The organism is Mucilaginibacter endophyticus, assembly GCF_003351025.1.
GTDB classification, from domain to species: Bacteria; Bacteroidota; Bacteroidia; order Sphingobacteriales; family Sphingobacteriaceae; genus Mucilaginibacter; species Mucilaginibacter endophyticus.
Genome location: NZ_QPCG01000005.1, coordinates 489,626 through 507,345, shown reverse-complemented (window position 1 = coordinate 507,345; position 17,720 = coordinate 489,626). Strand labels below are relative to the sequence as shown.

Sequence of the window (17,720 nt, the reverse complement as noted above, 5' to 3'; positions counted from 1 at the left end):
TTCGTAAGTCTGTAATAAACTGCCTCTCACGTATGATAAGCAGGTGGTGTGATAGGTTGAACGCGAGAGGCACATGTGACGTGGCCCTGCTTTAAATATTGGTTTCCGGATCCGGAAATCATCTGCACATCAGTACATTTGAAATCCGCACATCCTAAAAACTATCTTCCGGTCAATTTCTTGATCAGGTTTGTTTCTTCCGGGATGTAGGCAGTACCATCCTTACGGAAAATATCGTGGAACCACAGCTTTGGTTCTTTACCATCAGGCATTGGGGTATCCCAGGCGTAAATGGTATTGGTTTTACCGCTTACAAAACCCCAGTTTATAGCGCCCACATTTTCTTTTTTAAGCATTGGCAATACCGTGCCGAACAGGCTGTTGCGCGGACGGGCCATATATTCAGTACAAATCAACGGGCGACCATTCATTTTCAAAAACTGTACTGTTTTCAGGTGTTCAGCTTCCGGAGTATAGTCATGATAAGTAACAATGTCCGAGTTAGCTATCTGGAATTTGTTTAACTCTTCCAGGTCCCAGCGCCAAACACCGGCACTAATTGGCTGACTCGGGTTTACCTGCCTTGCCCATTTGAAAACGCTTTTAAGCAATGGTAACGAGCGGCTGCCTTTATCTGAGTTGCCTGGCTCATTGTACAAATCCCAAAGCAGTACGCGTTTATCATTGGCGAAACGCTTCAATACGTCTTTTACATATTTTTCAAGTACCGGCGAATTTGCCGCGTTATCCGATGCCGGCTGCCCCGGATCCTGCATCCAGCCTGAATTATGGATACCCGGTTTTGGCTCTGGCTGCTTACCAACTTTAGGCACTTTGTTCCAGCAATCGTCAAAAAATACAAACATGGTTTTAACGCCGTGCTTACTGGAGATAGCCAAGTACTCGTCCATACGTTTTTTGAAACCTTCAGGATCCTGCTCCCAGGCTAAATGGTGCAGGAATACGCGCATCACATTCATACCAATCCCCTGAGCATAGCCCAATTCTTTATCTATTGTTTTTGGATCGAAAGTATCGGCTTGCCACATCTCTAACTGATTGATGGCTGTGCTTGGAATAAAATCGGCACCAACCAGCCATTGTTGCTGCGCGTACCATGTTTTTGCCTTCGCTTCAGACCATACCTGCGCCGGCGCTTTCTGCTGCGCCATTACCCTCATCCCCAATGGCATTGCCAAAGCAAGGGCCAATACTTTTAGTTTTGTTTGCATTTATATGTATTTAATAGTTTAATTCTGTTTTACCCATTTGTCATTTCGACGAACCGGAGGGGGATTATGAGCGAGGTGTGAGGAGAAATCTTATACGCCATGCTATTGACTCTGCATAATGTACAAGATTTCTCTTTCGCCCCAGCGCTCCAAGCCTCCACTGCTCTATCGAAATGACATTTACTTTTTGTTTTGCTCTTATTTCTTTACCACTCTCCCCTTTATCATCCAAATCTCTGTTCCCTTTCCAAACGCATTGGTTGATGTTAACGCAATAATGCTATCATCATTAAGCACACACAACGCATTCCACAATCCGTGTTTGTTGAGCGGAATATCAAATGGCGTTGGCACACTTACAAAATCTTTAGCATTGCTGTTACCCAAAGCCACCTGCATACAGGCTTGCTCCCAGTTATGGTTGCGGTTTTGAGTACTTTGATATGATAACACCGTTTCGCCGCTATGGAGCTGCCTCAAATAAGGGGCTCCGGCATAAACTGTATCGGGCAGCTTGGGAGTGAGCGCATAAGTGCGTTCGGCATCATCGGGGCCTACCGTTTTTTTCCAGTTTTGGCCGATGCTGTTACGGATGATGGACGGCTTGAAAGTTGCTCCGGCGTTATCCTCTATCGAAAATACGATCTCATTTTTCTCTTTCAGGATAACCGGCACCGGCATACCATCCCGGTGATTTGGCCTGAAGGACACTATTTCGGGCTGCTTTGTCCAGTTTAAGCCATTATCCTTTGAACGGAATATGGAAATATTTTGCTCGTTTGATTTGGTATAAACACCCTCGTTTGAAAAGAACAATTGAATCTCGCCAGATGGCAACTGAATTTGGGAAGGTTCCCAGCAGCCATCATCAAAGTTGTAATGGGCTTCGTAAATCAGGCGCTCGTCCTTCCATGTTTTGCCTTGATCATAGCTCTTTTTTGTGCAGATGGCAAAGTGTTTTGTGGTATCCCAGCCGCCGTTCACCTTATGCGGGCGTGGGTTGTATGATGCCAGTAAGGAGTGATCTTTCAGTTCCAATATTTCGGGTACTGCCATGTTTACGCCTAACATAGGTTTGGCAATTACAACAGGCTGATCCCAGCTTTTACCAAGATCGTTACTTGCGATACATTCAACGCCACCGGCATTTTCATAAACGCAAAACAGGTTGCCATTACTCAGCTGGATCATGCGGGCGTAATTGCCATTTTTGTTACCCACCTGTTTTAGGGTGGTTTGATCCCAGGCAATAGTTTTATTATTAACGGCATTGTGTTGCCCCAGAACCATCACCGGGGCAAACACACCCATTAACCAAATGAATATCTGCCGCATAACCAATTATATTCTCTTTATTTATGTAGATATTTTATTTTACGTCGGCCAGCCAAAAACTAAATGGCTTATCCCTGTCACAAACCAAAGTTTCACCATTAAACTCCAGTTCGGCGGCATGGATGGATGTGCGTTTGGTTGTGTAACTGTATGCGCCATCGGCATCAAGGCCACCATCTTCAAAATGCTTTTTACGACCGGGATGGGTAAAGTAAATGATATAGGCGTGGCCTTCACTTACCACCACATCGGCATGAGCCCCTGTTGGCGTATCCTCCGGCCGGTGACCGGGCTTATCCAGCACCAAACCCTGATGTTCCCAGGTTTTAGCATCTTTTGAGCGGTAAACACGCTGACCTTGCCACTCGTCGGTTATCATCCAGTAATAATCCTTAAACCGGAAGATTTTGGGGCCCTCATGTGCGCGCCCTTCAATAGCGGGCTTATCTTCCGCTTTCCAGTTCACCAAATCATTACTTTCGGCGGTCATGGTAATGCTGCCCAGTTTTTGATCCTTGTACCACATGTGCCATTTACCGTCGGGCAGTTTCATGAGTGTTGGGTCGATGATGTTATGATCGGGCAAATTCAACGGGCCTTCATATTTCCAGTCCCACAGGTTTTTACTGGTATAATGCACCAGGTGCGAATCGCCTCCCCACTGGCTGTACACTCCGGGGATATATACTACAAACATGTGGTATATGCCTTTGTCGAAAACCACATCGGGAGCCCAAAAGGTATTTTGCCCACGCTCATGTTCCAGGTTCAGGGCACCACGGTATACCCAGGTGTGCCCATGATCTTTTGAAGTAGCAACGCCAATGGCGGTACCATAACAAAATGCCACACCCGGCGATTGTACATTGGCCCGGCGTTGGGTGTATAACATTGTCCATTCCTTTTCGGCTTTGTTATAAACTAATACCGGATCGGCAGCGCCATCGTAAATCGGGTCGCGGTACAGCGGCGATGGCGGCTGATTTTTAACCGCGGCATCCTGTGCCAGTGCAGTAAAACCAACCATCATCATTAAACCGCATACTATTCCTTTTATCATGAATGTATTTCTCATTATTCGGTAACCGGGAAAGCCGAAATCCTTAACCTCGCACCACCCATAGGCACCAGCGTAAGCTCTTTAGCAGGCTCTTCTGTTTTCACAGGGCTTTGCGGTAATACACCACATAAACCGGTTTCGTCAATTTTCCAGCCCGGTAGCTGTTTACCTTTCGCCTTTAACTCTATCGGGGCATTGGCATTGGTGAACGGATTATTATCTTTTGGCCACGCGCGGTGAATAACTTCTATCGATTTTTCAGGGTGCTGTTCATTTATCAGCAAACCGTAGTTCCATGGTGATGCCGCGTAGATGTTATAAGACGGCCATTTCTGAGGATCGGCACCAGGCTGCCAGTGCGAATCGCCCTGGGCATCTTTCAGGTTATCCCCCTTGGTATATTGCTCTTCAATTTTCAATGAATAGGTAAGCGGGCCGTAGCTAACACTGACGCTATTTTTGTTTTTAGCCCACTCCTGCACTTTCAATTGCATCGGTAGTTGAAGTGTTACCTTATCACCGTTTTTCCAGCTTTTTGCCAAACGGATATAATCGCCTGTTGAAGTATTTACATCTACAGCAACACCATTTATTTTTACAGATGCGCCTTTGCACCATTCAGGTATGCGCAGGTAAAGCGGGAAATCAACTGCTTTAGGAGTAGTAAGGGTAAAGTTGATCTGGTCCTGGAACGGGTAATGACTTGTTTCGGCAATGCTTACCGCAGTACCGTTGCCAACCTTCGCGTTAACCTTACCTTCGGTGTAAAGCAAGGCGGCTATACCATTATCGGGAGTAGCCATCCAGCTGTTTTCGGCATAATATACCCAGCCGGCGGCATGATTATGTTGGCAGCAACGGCTACCAAATGGGTTCATCATTAAAAACGGACCTTCATTGGCTATACCCGGATGATGGTTTTTACCATCGCTCACTACCATGTTAGGTGCGGTTAAATAACGCAAAGCACGGTAATCGGGCATGAAGGCAGCCGGGAAAGTATTGAAAGCAACATCCTCACAATTTTCGGCCCAGAAACGATCGCCGGTATTGCCCAGCAACATCTGGTCGGATGTCATTTGCTCTACCAAACCACAGGTTTCTACTGCCTGGCGTGGATCGTCATAACCTTTACGGGCATTTTCATCGGCACCAAACATACCGCCCGGAACCTGGCCGTAAATATCACGGATGAGTTTAAAATTGTTGTAAGTAGCATCCAGATCTTTTTTATCATGGCTTTGCAGATAATAAGTTGCAGGTTCGCGGAAACATTGCGCTACGTTAACGTTATGCCAGTTGGGCAGGTTATTAGCCTGGCGCCAGTCTGCAGTATTTTTATCAAGTTTGGTAGCTAAGTCAAGCAAAAACTTATCGCCGGTGCGGTTGTACAACCAGTATACACTCAGCATGTTATCGCCGCCGCGGCTGTTTTCCCAGTAATCCTTTAAAAATTTGCTATCAGGTACCGATAGCTCATATTTAAAGTACTTGGTCATGAAAGGAATAACGCGCGGGTCTTTAGTGTACTCGTAATATGATTGCAGGCACCACAACATTGGCATGTTAGTCCACAAATCGCGATTACCATTGTGCTCAACCGCCGGACCGAAATCGCCATTATCACGCTGGTTATTTAGCACAGCATCAATCCAGAATTTGGTTTCGGCTATCATCTTTTTATCCTTCAGCGTGTAGGCAATATCGGCATAGCCCTTTAGCCAGTAAGGCAACTCTTCCCAACCGTATTCGCCTTTACCCTCTTTATTAAGCCAGGCATTATTGGTTTTTGAAAGCCATACGCTTATCTCGCCCAGGTTACCGGTTAAGCCATCACGTTGCAGCTCCAGCATTTTCTTTAACCAGCCGCCGGCTTCAATGCTGCCGGTAGGCAATTTGGCAAAATATTGTCTTTGCAGCGGGGCGCGGTTATTTACATAAAAGGCATTGGCGCTTTTGTTATCAACTGTTGTAACCGTTGTTGCCTTCACTCCCTGGGCACTTGCTGTTGCGAAGCCCGCACATATCATAGCCACTGAAAGACAAACCTCCCTGCGCATTAGTTTTATACTGTTTTTGATAGTCATACGTAAAGATATTATTTCACCAACGCCGGATCGTATAGTTTACTGTTGGCTTTTTGTAACAATTCAACAGGCATTTTAATCACCTTACGGTCGTAAGTCATGAAGCCGTTCACTTCACCTTCCACATCTGTTGTTTGTGTATATACTGCTGCCGAAAGGCCCACTTTAATCAGTTCCTGCAACCTATCGGTAAAGGTTGAATACCTTTTAAACAGGTCGTCGCCATTTTTAAAGTTTTGGTAGCCCCAGTTTTTGTTTGCCTGCCAGGTGTGGCCATCTACAGGCCAGCCAAGACCGCCAAACTCGCCCAGTACAACGGCTTTGGTTTTACCGAAAATCTCCGGACGCGGCATAGCCGGGTGTGGATAATTGTGCAGATCGACAATGTTACCGGTATCATAAAAGTTACCGCCGCTGGCGCTGTTTACCAAACGTGATGGATCTTTTTTCTCGGTCCACTCGGTAATCTCAACGGTTTTAAACTGACCCCAGGCCTCATTAAACGGAGTCCAGACTACAATACAAGGATAGTTATATAACGAGTTGATGATAGCGTTCCATTCTTTGCGGTAGTATCCTTCAGATTCAGGAGTACGGTCTTTATCGGTAGCGCGGTCAAGCACACCCGGGCGGTTTTCCCAATGGTTACCTAAATCGCCGCTTGGCATATCCTGCCACAGCAGCATACCTGTTTTATCGCAATAAGCATAATAACGTGCCGGTTCAACTTTGATGTGCTTGCGGATCATGTTAAAGCCCATTTCTTTAAGCTTATCGATATCAAAGCTCATGGCCTCATAAGTTGGCGGGGTGTATAAACCATCCGGCCACCAGCCCTGATCAAGCGGGCCATACTGAAACACAAATTTGTTGTTCAGCAACATGCGCTGAATACCGTTGGCATCAGGGCCAAGCGAAATTTTACGCATGGCAAAGTAGCTGCCTATTTCGTCAACCGCTTTGTTGTTGCGGATAACGGCAACTTTCAGGTCATACAAAAACGGATCGGTGGTTGACCATAAGTGCTGATCTTTAATATCCAACACGGCGGTTTCGCCGGCGTCAATTGTTTTTTCGGATACGAGGGTTTTGCCGTTCCAGGCGCTGATCTTCAGCTTATCGCCCGGCTGGCTATTTGAAACTTCGGCAGATACCGATAGTGTGTGATCGTCAATGTTGGGGGTTTGTTTGGTGGCTTCAATGTGCGTTTTAGCTACGCCTTCCAGCCAAACAGTTTGCCAGATACCGGTAACCGGAGTATACCAGATACCTTCGGGCTTTTTCACTTGTTTACCACGCGGCTGCGGACCATCATCAGTCGGATCCCATACGCTCACGGTAATATCTTGTTTTGAACCGCCTTTTAAATAAGGGGTAATGTTGAACGTAAAAGGATCAAAGCCGCCTTCATGGACGCCGGCGCTTTTACCGTTTACAAATACTTCGGTACGCCAGTCAACCGCGCCAAAATGCAGCAGTACGTCTTTACCTTTTAATGTTTTGTTTAAGCTGATTGTTGTTTTATACCACAACATGCTATCCTTACCAACAGTTTTACCAACACCAGATAGCGCCGATTCAACCGCGAAAGGCACCAGGATCTTTCCATCATATTTTGCCGGCCCTATAGTAGCTTTAGGTACTATGGCATAGTTCCATAAACCATTCAGGTTTTGCCAGTTGCCACGCACCATTTGCGGACGCGGATATTCAGGAAGCGGTGCTTTTGGGTCAACTTTTTCGGCCCATGGGGTGGTGATCTTGTCTTTTATCAAATGCCATTCGCCTTGCTGTGCATTGGCAGATAGATAGGTAGAAATAAAAAGAGACAGGCAAAGCGATAGTTTCTTCATTAGTAAAAAAGCAGATATGGGTTATTATATTAATTAGAATTATGCAGCACATAAAAAAGGCCCCCACCGCTACGGCAGGGGCCGGTAAATTATTGTAAAGTTACTTTTGATACCGGTGAGAAGATCAAATCTTCAACTCCGGCAATCTTTAGGCCTACACGTGCAAATACATAGTTTTGAGTAGGAACAATATTGGGTACATCAAAACTCAGGCTGAGGTTATTCATGCCTGTAATAGCAGAGCCGGCAATTGATGGCGGATCGCCATCGCCCAAACGGTAGCCGCCCGAAACAAACTGTGTTTTATTCACATATAAGTAAACATGGTCGATATTCTTAGCGTTGGCATCCGTAATTACTTTCTGTATATCGAAAGTAGCAGTTACCTTTCTGCCGGTAGCTGCAAACTTGGCATTTTGCACCAAATAATAAGGAGTTACCTCAATATCAACTGTCTGGCTGCCTTTTAAGTTTACCGTTAAGCTATCGCGGGTTCCGGCTGGTAACTCTTTCCACATAAACGGCCCCTGGTTTGCAGGGATAGTGAACTTATAAGTGCCGTCAAATAACAACTGGGCGTAATTACCATCGGGATCAAAGGTTCCCTGTATGGCTGATTTTGTTGCAAAACCAGGTTGATATATTTGGTAAGGGACAGCGTTATACTCAACGTTTATAGCTTCGCCTTTGTAAACCAACCTACCGCTCAGTCTCGATGTGGGCGCATCGTAATTGTCTTTCTTACAGCCCGAGGCAGCAAGAAAAAGCCCTATTAAAATATGATGAAACTTGATTTTCATAAACACTTTTCTTTAACTCTTATTGATTTGGTTGTTTAACAATTTTCGGGTTGGCTGCTATTACATCGTCACCAATACGTGAATAGTAGTTACCCAACAGGAACCTGTTTGAACCTGTTACCGGCGAAGGTTTTGTTTCTTTAAATATCCACTTTCCGTTGTTAGCATTACCCGGATTGTAATATTTATATGGCCACAAGCCGAAAGGTTGTGTGCTGCGTTTAGTGGCCTTACCAATGTTAGCAACCAGATCGGCAACTGACATTGAGTTACCATCCCAAACGGCATCAGCAATTCTCCAGCGTTTCATATCAAATAAAGTGTGTCCTTCAAAAGCAAGTTCAACACGGCGTTCATGAACAATACGGTCAAAATAATTAGCTGCGGTAAGCACCAATGGCGTGGTAAGGCCAGCCCTTAAACGCACTTGGTTAATATAACCTGAAGCCTCTGCATAATTGCCTAATTCAGCATCTGCTTCGGCGGCGTTCAATAACACTTCAGCGTAACGGTAACGGATAAAGTTAACATCACTACCACGACCGCGACGACCAGAACCTACAGTTGGATCAAGGTATTTACGGATATAGAAACCGGTTTGAGTACGGAACTCAGCACCGTTAACCGGCCCATCTTTACCCACTACCTGTACCTTGCCTAAGCCCGGAACATCCTGTGTAATGGTAGCATCGCTGCTTGATATAACTGTACCATTACCCAATTGATAACCTGCATATACTTCGGTACGTTTACCCTTAAATAATCCGTTTGGTAACAATACAGTACCGGCCAATCTTGCATCGCGGCCCGCAAACATATCTAATTGATCGGTATAGTAAATAGGATCGCCTGCACCATCTTTAGTTGCCATTGGAGCATATGAATTGTCAAGCTTTTCAAACGCCTCAACCAGGTTTAACGATGGGTTTAACCTACCCGCGTCCAAACCTTCGTCCGAAATTGAGAAAGGCTGGTCGTTAGTGGTGAAACCGTGCGTTTTACCACCATTAGCTTTGAAATCCTCAACCCAGATTGACTCCGAGCTGCTTTTATCAAGGAACAAGTTAGCAAAGTTGTCGCTTAAATCAGGTAATTGTTTGTAAAGCGAATAATTACCTGCTGTGCCTGATATGATCTCTTTGGCGGCAGCAAGCGCTTTAGTGTAATAACCTGTAGCAGAACTTGCAGGTATGCCCACCTCGCCGCCCGGCAATGATACCTGTGGTGTTGTTGCACCATACTTAGCTATTGAAGCAGCATATAAAGCGGCCCTTGATTCCATAGCTAATACTGCAGCCGGGGTTGCCCTTGATTTTTCAGAAACGTTAACAGGTAACAAACCTTTTATCGCTTCAGCCTCGCTGATGATAAAGTCGTAAACTTCCGACTCTTTTGCACGCGGGATCTGCAACGCTTCAACGTTACCCGAAAAATCATAAGTAAGCGATTTAGTGATCAGAGGAACACCGCCCATTCTTTTAACCAGCTCAAAATAATACTGGGCACGTAAAAAACGGCCTTCGGCAATAAATTGATTTTTTTGCGCGTCGGTTAATTTGGTAGCAGCGGTAGCACGCTCAATAAATAAGTTCAAATCGCGAACATATTTATAATCCCATGTACCCCATGAGCCAAAATCCCAGCCTGTACGCTGAACTATATAATAGCTTCCGTTTTCTGAAGGGAATGATTCGCTGAAATCAGCAAATGAAGCCCAGCCGTTATCCAGACCAGAAAAATCGTAAACACGGTTATATAAATCAGCAAGAATAGAAAGTACAAGGTTGGGGTCGGAGAATGCAACATCTGAAGTTACCACCTGCTTGGGTGGTACATCCAAAAAGGCACTGTCTTTTTTGCAGGCCCCCGTAACTAACAGGAGTGCAAATGTTGATATAATGGTTGTTTTTTTCATTTGGTTTAAACTTGAGGGATCAATTAAAAGGTTAAATTAACACCAAAGTTGAGCACCTTGCTCTGTGGGAATTGTAACCCGTTATCATCCGTTGTTTCAGGGTCAACGCCAAACTGTTTCAGGTTATCAAACGAGAACATGTTATAGGCGTTAACATAAAAGCGAGCTCTCTTGATCTTCACTTTAGCCAGCAGCTGAGTAGGCAGTGAGTAACCTAACTCCAGTGTACGTACCCTCAGGTATTTTACACTATGTAACCAAAAGGTTGAGTTACGGTCATAATCGCTGTTGGTAGTACCGGGGTTAACCCTGTTGGCAGGATATTTACCTGGTACCCACGCACTGTTTATATCAAACGGATCTGTACGATGGTACCTGTCTTCAAATATGGTGTTCAGGTTACCATTATTTTGGAATGCCCAACGTGTTTCATAGTTCTGGAACCAGGTATAACCCGCGCCACCTGAAAAATCCGCATGGAAATCAAAGCCATGATATGCAGCGCCCAATGTTAAACCAAAGTTGATATTTGGCTGTTTACCGTACCCATAACCGATAGGACGGGTATCGTAACCGTCAATTTTACCGTCACCGTTCCAGTCTTTGTACATTAAATCGCCCGGAAGCATTGTCCTGTTGCCTTGGCCGTCGTTGTTGATCTTGTAATTGTTGATCTGCTCAATAGACGAGAACTGCCCCACAACCGTATATCCCCAATCAATATTGGCGTAACGATTGATTGCAGAACCAAAATATTGTTCTAATGAGTTACCAAAATATTCGTTTCTGAATACTGATTTCTGACGCGAATAAGAAATGTTACCGCCAATGTTATAGCTTACCTTTCCAACCTTATCGTTCCAGCTCAATGAAAACTCACCACCCGACTGTGAATCGCTGCTTGAGTTTTCTGCAGGTAATGAATAACCTACTTCCAATGGCAACACCAGTTTAGATGGCGGGCCAGCCAAACCAGTACGCTTACGATAGAAATAATCAATAACACCACTTAACCTGTTGTTTAGTAAGGTAAAGTCCATACCCACATCGGTCATTTTACTTTTTGACCATGATATGTTCGTTGTTACCAAACCTTTATCGGTTGAAGTAACGATGGCATTACCGTCAATAATTGCAGTACCCGCGTTGTAATTGTAACCTGGCAAGTAAGCATAAGGAGTTACAATTGGGTTTGCTGCGTTGTTAGGATCACGGTCATCACCTAATACACCGTATGACGCACGGATTTTTAAGTCGTTCAGGAAGCTGTTTTCGCCAAGTAGTTTCTTCATAAAACCTTCCTGGGTGATGCGCCAACCGATAGACCCGCCCGGGAAGTAGCCTACGCGTTTATCAGGTGCAAATAAATAAGAAGCATCACGCCTTCCCGAAAACTGGAAGTAATATTTGTTGTCATAGTTATAATCAAAACGGCCAATATAACCTGTACGAGCTTCCTTATTATCGCTATCCTGGTATTGGTCGGCAGTTGGGAAATAAATAAGCGGTAAATTGTTTGATACCGGAGAAGCGTGGATCCAGTTACGCAAATGCTGTAATTCAATACGTTCAGAAACAAATGTTGCACCTATGGTGTGTTTACCGAAAGTATTGTTGTAATTAATTTGCCACTGGTAAGTTTTAGCAAACTCTTTCCTTTGCTCACGTTCACGCCAAGGATTAGTACTACCACCGGTTATATCATAAGTATCGGTTGCAGGGCGGTAAGTGTAAGCATTATAAGTATATTCCTGGTTATTAAGCAAGTAATCGGCAATATAGTATGAATATAAACCTTTTACCATCAAGCCTTTAATACCCGGCACCTGGTATTCGGCAGCAAAATTGGTTTGTAAAACGCGCCAATCACTGTGATATAAACCCGATAGCTTCTTGTTAAGGAAAGCATAATTTGATTCGGTATGGCCTATATCATTCAGGTAAGCCGGATTGTCGTTTGCATAAGGGCGCTCAAGCGGTGTATTTCTTAACACAGCAAAACGGGCCAGGAAGTAGTCGTCACCACCTGGTACACCAGGGTTTTCACGGGTTTCGATACGACCGTTAACGTCCATGCTAACCTTTAAACCGTTGGCTACTTTCAGCGATATGTTAGATTGAATATTTGAACGGTTAAAAAGGTACTCTTTACCCAATTGAGAATTTTGGTGCAGGTTGGTTGCAGAAACATAGTAATTCAATTTATCTGTACCACCTGTAAAGTTAATGTTAGCCGAATTTTGAGGAGCATTGTTGTTAGCCTTCAAAACGTAATCACGCCAGTTAAAGCTTTGGTAACCTTTTTCGGTACCCGCTTTATATTTGTCAAGATCAGCTTGCGTAATGGTTGTTGAACCGTTGCTATTCACCTGTGCGTCGGCCAGATAACGCATATAATCATATGAGTTGGTCAGCACGTTAGGAAAACGATAGAAATTTTGGTAACCGGTATAGGCATCAATATTGATTCTTGATTCGCCCGAACCCTTTTTGGTAGTTACCACAATAACACCGTTAGCAGCACGTACACCGTAAATAGCAGCAGATGCGTCTTTCAACACCGCTATACTTTCAACATCGTTAGGTGCAAGGTTGTTAAATTGGCCTTCATCCTGCTGTATACCATCAATTACAAACAGTGGTGATCCCATGTTACGGATCTGAATACTGGCACTGGCACCAGGACGACCTTCCGATTGTCTGAAGGTTACACCAGGAATTTTACCCGCCAGTGTAGTACTAACGGTTGAACCGGCGTGCACACGATCAATATCCTTACTGGTTACACTGGAGATAGCGCCTGTAATAGAGGCCTTTTTCTGCGAACCGTAACCTGTAACCACAACTTCCTGTAATGAAGAGTTTGTTTCGCGAAGCCGAACTTTCAAAGTTGTTCTGCCTTGCAGGGCAATCTCCTGCGCCACGTAGCCGATGTAAGTGAATGTTAATGTACTGTTTGTTGTAGGTACATTAAGTGAAAAGTTACCCTGAGCATCTGTCGTTGTTCCACCTTGCGTGCCTTGCACCCTTACCGCTACGCCTGTTAGCGCCAGGCCGGTGGTGTCTGTCACGGTTCCTGTAACCTTAATTTTATTTTGCGCGGAGGCACTAAACGAAAAAAGGAAACCGGTCATGATGAAAAAAGCGATTAGCAGTACTTTTGGGCTCCACTTACTGGGCGGCCACTGCACATGAGGATTTCCCCCATGCCTGAGTAGTAAAAATTTTCTCATAAATGATCTATTAATTGGTTAAGTTTTGATTTTAAAAATGTACAATTGACATATCTAAAATCATGCTTCAAAGAAAAAGGATTTTAGCCCCGGCGATTAACCAAATCATATCAATACTTAGTCAAAAAGTATCAATTTTCAGGAGGGTAGAAACGCTGCAACAGATTGGTTATATTTGCTTTAAGCTGATTATTTTGAAACCACTATATATATTTTTATTACTTTTTACAGTATTCTGCGGCATTTGTAATGCCCAAACGTACTATTTCAGGCACTACCAGGTTGAACATGGTTTATCGCATAATACCGTTTACTGCAGCCTGCAGGATAAGCGCGGCTTTTTATGGTTTGGCACCAAAGATGGTCTTAACCGCTTTGATGGCTATACTTTTAAAACATTCAGGCATAACCCTGCCGATAAAAGCACCATTTCCAATAATATGGTGCACACGCTGTCCCTTGATCAAAAAGGTACACTTTGGGTAGGTACTGATGAAGGCCTTGATAAGTACGATCCGCAATCCGAAACATTTGCACATATAAATACAGCAAATATTAATGGCGTACGCAGTATCACCTTTGATGAACACAATAACTGCTGGTTTATAGCCGGGGCCTCATTAATAAAGTACGACCAAAAAACCGGCGAAAAAATTGACTATTGGCCATGGCAACACTTTGAAGCTACATCGGTAGTAATTATTAATGGTATCGTGTGGACATCGGCCTCATCAGGCGTAATGGAGAAAATGGATCAGGCAAACCGCACATTTACTTCGTACAACCTGTTTAAGCCAACGGATAACGTTACATCAAAATTTATAGAGAAGATCTATTACGCAGGTAACAATAAAATATTTGTGGCCACCAACAGTCACGGTTTCAAAGAGTTTGACTCCGAAACCGGTGCATATACCGATCTGCTTAACTACAACCCGGATAAAACCGCGATTTATGTACGCGATTTTTTAAAATACAGCGACACCGAATACTGGATAGCGACGGAATCCGGCGTATTTATTTATGATTCGGTAAAGGGTACGTTCCTTAATCTCCGGAAACATTTCAATGATCCGTACTCCATATCCGATAATGCTGTTTATAGCCTTTACAAAGATTCGGAAGGCGGCGTGTGGATAGGCACCTACTTTGGCGGTCTTAATTATTACCCTAAACAATATTCAACCTTCAACAAGTTTTATCCCGATAACGAACCAAACTCGCTTAAGGGAAATGTTGTGCGCGAAATTAATAAAGACATGTATGGCAACCTGTGGATGGGTACGGAAGATAACGGGCTTAACAAACTATCTCCCGATAAACATACCTGGACACATTACTATCCCAACGGGAAAGCCAGTATTTCAAACACCAATATCCATGGCATACTACCGGTTGGCAACGAATTGTTTGTAGGTACTTTTGAGCGTGGCCTTGATATCATGAACATCAAAACAGGGAAGGTAGAACGCGTTTACCTGGCCGGCAATCAAAGCAACGATCTTAAAAGCAACTTTATAATTTGCTTTTGTAAAACCCGGAGCGGGCTCATATTTGTTGGCACCACGCGGGGGTTCTACAGGTATAACTTAGCTACTAAAGATTTTACCCTGATAGATAAATTACCTCCGTATGATTTCATTTATGCCATAACCGAAGACCATAACGGTAAAATATGGATTGGTACTGTGCGTGACGGCATTTACTGTTATAATCCGGCAAACAATACAAGCACCAAGCTAAACTATCGTTACCCCGTTAAAAACGCGCTCAATACCACCACAGTTAATGGTGTTTTTGAAGATAGCGACAACAAGTTATGGTTTGCTACCGAAGGTTTGGGATTATGGAAGTATGACCCGAAAGCCGATAGCTATAAGTTTTATGACAGCAATAAAGGTTTTCCGAGTAATTACATTTTCCGGGTAGAAGAGGATGGCCATAAAAACCTGTGGATCAGCACTACGCGCGGTCTCGTTTGTTTCAATCCTGCTACTGAGGCAATTAAAATTTACACCAAAGCCAATGGTTTGCTAAGCGATCAGTTTAATTATAACTCATCTTTTAAAGATGCCGATGGCACCATGTACTTTGGTTGCGTACGTGGTATGGTTAGCTTTAATCCTGCCAATTTTAAAATAAATCACTTTATTGCTCCTGTTTATATAACCGGCTTCCAGGTACACAATAAAGAGATCTCCGTTAAGGGCGCCGATTCGTTGCTCAGCCAATCCATCATCAGCACAAAAAAAATCAACCTCAATCATAACCAGTCATCATTTAGTATCGATTTCGCAGCGCTGAGTTTCCCATCGCCGGAAATGACCCAGTATAAATACACGATGAAGGGTTTAGATAAAGGCTGGACCGAACTTAAACGCAACCGTAAAGTTTACTTTACCCAATTGCAGCCCGGTCATTACACCTTTGTGGTAAAAGCGGCGGGTAATAACGGTATCTGGACCCAAAAAGAAACAACCCTCGAAATTAATATAGCGCCACCTTTTTGGGAAAGTGTTTGGGCTTATATAGCTTATTGCATGTTGTTTTTGCTGACCGGCTACTATCTGCTCAGAAGCTATCACCGCAAAACCCGCGAAAAAAACAAACGCATTATCGAAACCCTCGAAAATGACAAGGAAAAACAGATCTACAATGCCAAAATTGAATTTTTCACCAATGTGGCCCATGAAATCCGCACGCCGCTAACCCTTATCAAAGGGCCTATGGAAAAGGTGATCAGGAAGGCCGAGCATGTTCCGGAGATTCAGAACAACCTGAAGATTATGGAAAAGAACACCAACCGGTTGCTTGATCTTACCAACCAGCTGCTTGATTTCCGCAAAACCGAAACTAATGGCTTTAGCCTCAGTTTTGTTAAAACAGACATCACCGATCTGCTTGCCGATACCTTTATGCGGTTTAAACCTATGGCCGAGCAAAAGAACCTCAGCTATACGTTTATACATCCGGCAAAAACCGTTTATGCCTATGTTGATATTGAGGCATTCACTAAAATTATAAGTAACCTTATCAATAATGCTATCAAATACAGCACATCTGATGTGGAGATCGAATTAATTGATCACCCGGATAACGACCCTACTTTTACCATCGAAATAAGGAATAGCGGCAACCTGATCCCTTACGAAATGCGCGAAAAGATCTTTGAACCTTTCTTCAGGATGAAGGAATCGGAAAAGCAAATTGGCACAGGAATTGGTCTTTCTTTATCGCGCTCCTTAGCCGAATTGCATAAAGGTTTATTGGTGTTGAATAAATCTATTAACGATTTTAATATATTTAACCTTACTTTGCCTGTACACCAGGAAAAAGAATTCGACCTGCATATTACCCCCGATGAATATGAGCAGGCAGACCTAAGTAACAGAGAGGAGAATATTGACTTTATGAAACCAGTTATACTTTTAGTGGACGATAACCCGGAAATACTTGATTTTATTTCGGATGATCTGAGCGACAAATATTCGGTTATTAAAGCCCTTAACGGACAGGAAGCGCTGGATATGATAGCTATAGAAAACATCCAGCTTATTATAAGCGACGTCATGATGCCGGGAATAGATGGGTTTGAGCTGTGCAAAACCATCAAAACAAATTTCGATTACAGCCACATCCCTATTATATTACTAACGGCTAAAAACACCCTGCAAAGTAAAATTGAAGGCCTGGAAGTTGGTGCCGACGCATATATCGAAAAACCATTTTCGCCAGAGCATTTACAGGTGCAAATAGCCAACCTGCTTATTAACCGTAACAAGATCAGAGAGCATTTTGCAAGTTCGCCTTTGGCACATATCAAGTCGATGGCTTATTCAAAACCTGATGAAAGCTTTTTGGATAAACTCAACGGCGTTATCTACAAAAACATTCAGAATGCCGAACTTGATGTAGAGCAGATAGCCAATCTGATGAATATGAGCAAGCCTACCTTGTACCGCAAGGTTAAGGCTATTTCCAACCTTACTATTAACGAGCTCATTAATATTACCCGGTTAAAAGCTGCCGCCCAATTATTGGAAGAAGGCGATTATAAGATTTACGAAGTAGCAAATATGGTAGGTTACAGCTCCCAATCACACCTTGGCCGTAATTTCCTGAAGCAATTTGGCACTACGCCGACTGAGTATCAGGCTGCTAAACGGAGTAAGGTGAAACAGGTTTAGTATCAGACGGCAGTTCAA

General features: G+C 43.8%; 9 protein-coding genes. 1 reads left to right on the top strand and 8 read right to left on the bottom strand.

The annotated features are described in order from the left end of the window. Positions 1–161: 161 nt before the first annotated feature. From DUL71_RS22330 to DUL71_RS22295, 8 genes are all read right to left on the bottom strand, one after another. A complete protein-coding gene (locus tag DUL71_RS22330; protein ID WP_208644800.1) occupies positions 162–1,232 on the bottom strand; it encodes a cellulase family glycosylhydrolase in 1,071 nt (356 codons plus the stop codon). Positions 1,233–1,430: 198 nt separating this feature from the next. After that, positions 1,431–2,567, bottom strand: coding sequence for a sialidase family protein (locus DUL71_RS22325; RefSeq protein WP_114940107.1), 1,137 nt, complete (start codon positions 2,565–2,567; stop codon positions 1,431–1,433). A 34-nt stretch (positions 2,568–2,601) separates the two neighbouring features. Beyond that, positions 2,602–3,627 carry a family 43 glycosylhydrolase gene (locus DUL71_RS22320; RefSeq protein WP_114940230.1) on the bottom strand — a complete coding sequence of 342 codons (1,026 nt, stop codon included), beginning with the start codon at positions 3,625–3,627 and terminating at the stop codon, positions 2,602–2,604. A 14-nt stretch (positions 3,628–3,641) separates the two neighbouring features. Continuing rightward, complete coding sequence (locus DUL71_RS22315) at positions 3,642–5,714, bottom strand: beta-L-arabinofuranosidase domain-containing protein (RefSeq protein WP_244228816.1); 2,073 nt, start codon at positions 5,712–5,714, stop codon at positions 3,642–3,644. Positions 5,715–5,725: 11 nt separating this feature from the next. Beyond that, positions 5,726–7,567, bottom strand: a complete 1,842-nt coding sequence (locus DUL71_RS22310) for a glycoside hydrolase family 2 protein (RefSeq protein WP_114940106.1) — start codon at positions 7,565–7,567, stop codon at positions 5,726–5,728. Positions 7,568–7,656: 89 nt separating this feature from the next. Then, the gene (locus DUL71_RS22305) at positions 7,657–8,367 is read right to left on the bottom strand and encodes a DUF3823 domain-containing protein (RefSeq protein ID WP_114940105.1); all 711 of its coding nucleotides are present in this window, start codon (positions 8,365–8,367) and stop codon (positions 7,657–7,659) included. Positions 8,368–8,386: 19 nt separating this feature from the next. Continuing rightward, positions 8,387–10,282, bottom strand: a complete 1,896-nt coding sequence (locus DUL71_RS22300; protein WP_114940104.1) for a RagB/SusD family nutrient uptake outer membrane protein — start codon at positions 10,280–10,282, stop codon at positions 8,387–8,389. 23 nt (positions 10,283–10,305) lie between these two features. Next, entirely contained in the window at positions 10,306–13,515 is a 3,210-nt protein-coding gene (locus DUL71_RS22295) for a SusC/RagA family TonB-linked outer membrane protein (protein ID WP_244228815.1), read from the bottom strand. Between the two features lie 62 nt (positions 13,516–13,577). Here DUL71_RS22295 and DUL71_RS22290 point away from each other — a divergent pair, with 62 nt between their 5' ends. Beyond that, complete coding sequence (locus DUL71_RS22290; protein ID WP_114940103.1) at positions 13,578–17,702, top strand: hybrid sensor histidine kinase/response regulator transcription factor; 4,125 nt, start codon at positions 13,578–13,580, stop codon at positions 17,700–17,702. Positions 17,703–17,720 lie beyond the last annotated feature (18 nt).

Excerpts from the sequence above, each read along its gene's own strand:
- DUL71_RS22330 (WP_208644800.1), bottom strand. The coding sequence starts at position 1,232 with ATGCAAACAAAACTAAAAGTATTGGCCCTTGCTTTGGCAATGCCATTG.
- DUL71_RS22325 (WP_114940107.1), bottom strand. The coding sequence starts at position 2,567 with ATGCGGCAGATATTCATTTGGTTAATGGGTGTGTTTGCCCCGGTGATG.
- DUL71_RS22320 (WP_114940230.1), bottom strand. The coding sequence starts at position 3,627 with ATGATAAAAGGAATAGTATGCGGTTTAATGATGATGGTTGGTTTTACT.
- DUL71_RS22315 (WP_244228816.1), bottom strand. The coding sequence starts at position 5,714 with ATGACTATCAAAAACAGTATAAAACTAATGCGCAGGGAGGTTTGTCTT.
- DUL71_RS22310 (WP_114940106.1), bottom strand. The coding sequence starts at position 7,567 with ATGAAGAAACTATCGCTTTGCCTGTCTCTTTTTATTTCTACCTATCTA.
- DUL71_RS22305 (WP_114940105.1), bottom strand. The coding sequence starts at position 8,367 with ATGAAAATCAAGTTTCATCATATTTTAATAGGGCTTTTTCTTGCTGCC.
- DUL71_RS22300 (WP_114940104.1), bottom strand. The coding sequence starts at position 10,282 with ATGAAAAAAACAACCATTATATCAACATTTGCACTCCTGTTAGTTACG.
- DUL71_RS22295 (WP_244228815.1), bottom strand. The coding sequence starts at position 13,515 with ATGAGAAAATTTTTACTACTCAGGCATGGGGGAAATCCTCATGTGCAG.
- DUL71_RS22290 (WP_114940103.1), top strand. The coding sequence starts at position 13,578 with ATGCTTCAAAGAAAAAGGATTTTAGCCCCGGCGATTAACCAAATCATA.